The following is a 2,849-nucleotide window of genomic DNA, read 5'->3' as shown; positions in this document are numbered from 1 at the left end:
AAGGCGGCCCTCCACCGCCGCGCCAAAGAGCCAGAGAAGCAAGTGCATGAGGCTCCCGTGCAAGAATATCGAGCTGACCATGCGAATTGGGGAGAAAGTATCGTGTGAGATTGCCCAATCCTTAACAACACCCTCTTTAGCAACGAGCAAGTACTCGCTGGTGAAAATATAGATCAGTGTGTTGATAGCGATTAGGCCAATCGTGGCATAAGGGAAACTCTCTGGCGGGTTTTTAGCGCGGTACGGAATCATAGACTCAACCTCCTTGAGTGAACAGACCTATTATAACAAAGATGAGCTTTTTGCACGAATCGTTATCCGCCCACTGAAAAGTGGGCGTCTGGGGGCCTTCGGCCAAAAAGTCGCTCCGCGACTACCGAGTTCCTAAGTTCTCAGTCGCGGAGCGACTTCGTAGCCGAGGAACGAGGCTCTTAGACGCCGATTTCAATCGGCGGTGGAGAGATTCATGCAAAACGCTCAGATAATACCGAGTTCCCAGTCGCTTGCGACATTATGGCGCGAAGCGCCCGCAGACGCCCACGTTCCTGTGGGCGGAATTGTGAAACACGAATTGTACAGGTAAACTCCAGAGGAGGGCTTATGACAACCAAGATAGGGCCGATCTGGAGTGTTTTCTTGCTTGGCGAAGTAGAGGTGCATGATGCTTCCGGGCAATGTGTTCTCTTCCCGGGGCGTCACGCGGAGTCGCTCTTTGCCTATCTTTGTCTTGAGCCGGGAAAAGCACATGCACGGGAGGCTCTTGCGGAGCTGCTCTGGCCCACCCAGGAGCTAACCAGTAAACGTACCCGCCTGCGTCAGGAGCTGGCGGTGTTGCGGCGTCTCTTTGGAACGGAAGAAGACGGTGGCCTGCTTCAAATCACCCGTACGACGGTCAGTGTGGTGCCTGAGCGCATTCTGAGCGACTGGGCCCGTTTTCAGGTCGCCGCTCACCAGCTTGGCTCGCCCCACGACGAACCGGCAGTCGTCACTATCCTTGACCTCTATCGGGGGCCACTACTCACCGGCCATGATGAGCTGGTGAACGGGCACCGACGTGAGGTGGAGGAGATCTTCGAGAGAGCACTCTGGCGACAGGTTTTCTGGGCACGCGAACACCGGAAAAACACCGAAGCGGTGACCGCACTGCAGCGACTTCTGGCGCGAGATCCTCTTAATCTTGCAGCCAATACCGAGCTGATGCGGCTCTACCAGTCCCAGGGGCAGTCTGGAGCCGCACGGCGACAGTATCAAGAAGCGGAACGGGTCTGGCAGGAAGCTCTGGGAAGTGCTCCGCCCGATGTCCTCACTGAGTTCTTACAACCGCTAAGCCAGGTTCCCGCGCGTCCTGAAGCACCACGGGCACCGGTGAGCTTGCCTCTGCCGAAAGCGCTCGTCCCGAGAGCGTCTGCCCCTCGACATGCCCATTTTCTCTGGCTCATGGTTCCGGTTCTTCTGCTGGCAGTAGTGATTATCCAGCTGAGCCGGAAAAAAAATCTGCCGTCTGCACCGGTTCTACGTAAGGCAAGTGTTCGTTGGTATTATCTGGATCATCCCGGCCCTGGTGAGAAACACACCCAGACGGACACCAGCTCCGACGCCACCGCGGTGGCGTCACTCCCCGATGGCCGTGTCTGTGTGGCCGGGCTGGTGGACACGGAGAAAGAGGACGTTGATATCCTGGCTGTCTTCTTCGCGCCCGATGGCACCCTGCTCAAGCGGCATCGTTTCTCAGGGCCGGGCCACGACTGCGACCGAGCATTCTGTGTGGCGGTGGGTGATCCAAAGAGTTTCTATGTCGCGGGAGAGTCCTACTTCCCAGAAGCACCCGGGCGACCTAAGGGCTGGTATCTGACACTCCTCAAGTACGATAGCGGGGGCAACCTGCTTTGGTCGCGTTTTTCGACGGCACTAACCAATAACGAAGGGCATGGGGTTCGGGTGATCAGTGATGGGACAGGTGGAGCTTATCTCGGCGGGACGATGCTGGTGGCTGGGAAACGCCAGCCGCTGTTGCTTCACTACGCCACTGACGGCGCTCTGCTTTGGAGCCGTACCGTCACACAGGCAGGCAAAGAGAAAGAGGCCACTTTTGCAGCACTCTGTGCCAATTCCCATGGTGACGTGTTTCTAGCAGGGAACACATCGGTATCAGGTAATCCCAACACGGACTGGCTTGTCGCGGCCTACAGCCCGAGCGGTCAGGCGCTCTGGCAACATACGGTGGATGGGCCTGGGCAAGGTGCCGATAAAGTGGGGGCGATCCAGGTGAGCCGCTTCGACCAGGTCTTTGTGGCCGGGATCTTGGGAATGGCATCTCCTCCCGGCGCCGCGCTGGCCCTGACACGCTACTCGGCCTCGGGTGAGCTGCAGGGAACCTCATGGGACTCTGAAGTGCAGGCTGACCTGCGCCTAGAGAGTGCACAACTCTCCAGTAATGGTATTCGCATGACACTGGCGGGCCAGTTCACCCATGCGGACGGCGCTGTTGAGTCGCGTGTGGTGATGTTCGATGAGAGCGGGCGTCTGCGCTGGAAGCTCCCGCTGTCTGCCACGAAGCCGGACCGTAGCCTGGCCAGCCCCCATGTTCTGGCTGATCCCTACGGAGGCGCTTTTATCACTGCCTACCTGACAGAGCAAACCATTTTCAACCTGTTCACCAACGGTGACACGCTTCTCCTACGTGTCAGCCCGACGGGGCAGCTTGAAGAAAAACAGCGCTTCGCGTCCGAGGACGGGCATCCCACGATGGATCTGGCTGCCGATGTCAACAATGCGTTCTGTGTCTCCGATGTGTCTCCCCCCGTTTTGGTTGGTCAGCGCCGCGAGCTAGGTCATGAGTCTCGTCTCCA

The 2,849-nt window shown here is 58.2% G+C and carries 1 protein-coding gene and 1 pseudogene; one reads left to right on the top strand and one right to left on the bottom strand.

Going from position 1 to position 2,849, the window contains the following annotated elements:
- A pseudogene (locus ACH2EH_RS23955) lies at positions 1-252 on the bottom strand (hypothetical protein); the annotation flags it as partial.
- Positions 253-600: 348 nt separating this feature from the next.
- Between ACH2EH_RS23955 and ACH2EH_RS23950 the strand changes: the two are divergent.
- Positions 601-2,849, top strand: a 2,249-nt coding sequence (locus tag ACH2EH_RS23950; protein WP_395145767.1) for a BTAD domain-containing putative transcriptional regulator, incomplete at its 3' end; no start/stop codon positions are given.

It is taken from the genome of Armatimonas sp., from assembly GCF_043760365.1.
In the GTDB taxonomy this organism is placed as follows: Bacteria; Armatimonadota; Armatimonadia; order Armatimonadales; family Armatimonadaceae; genus Armatimonas.
This window is presented reverse-complemented; position numbering and strand designations above follow the sequence as displayed.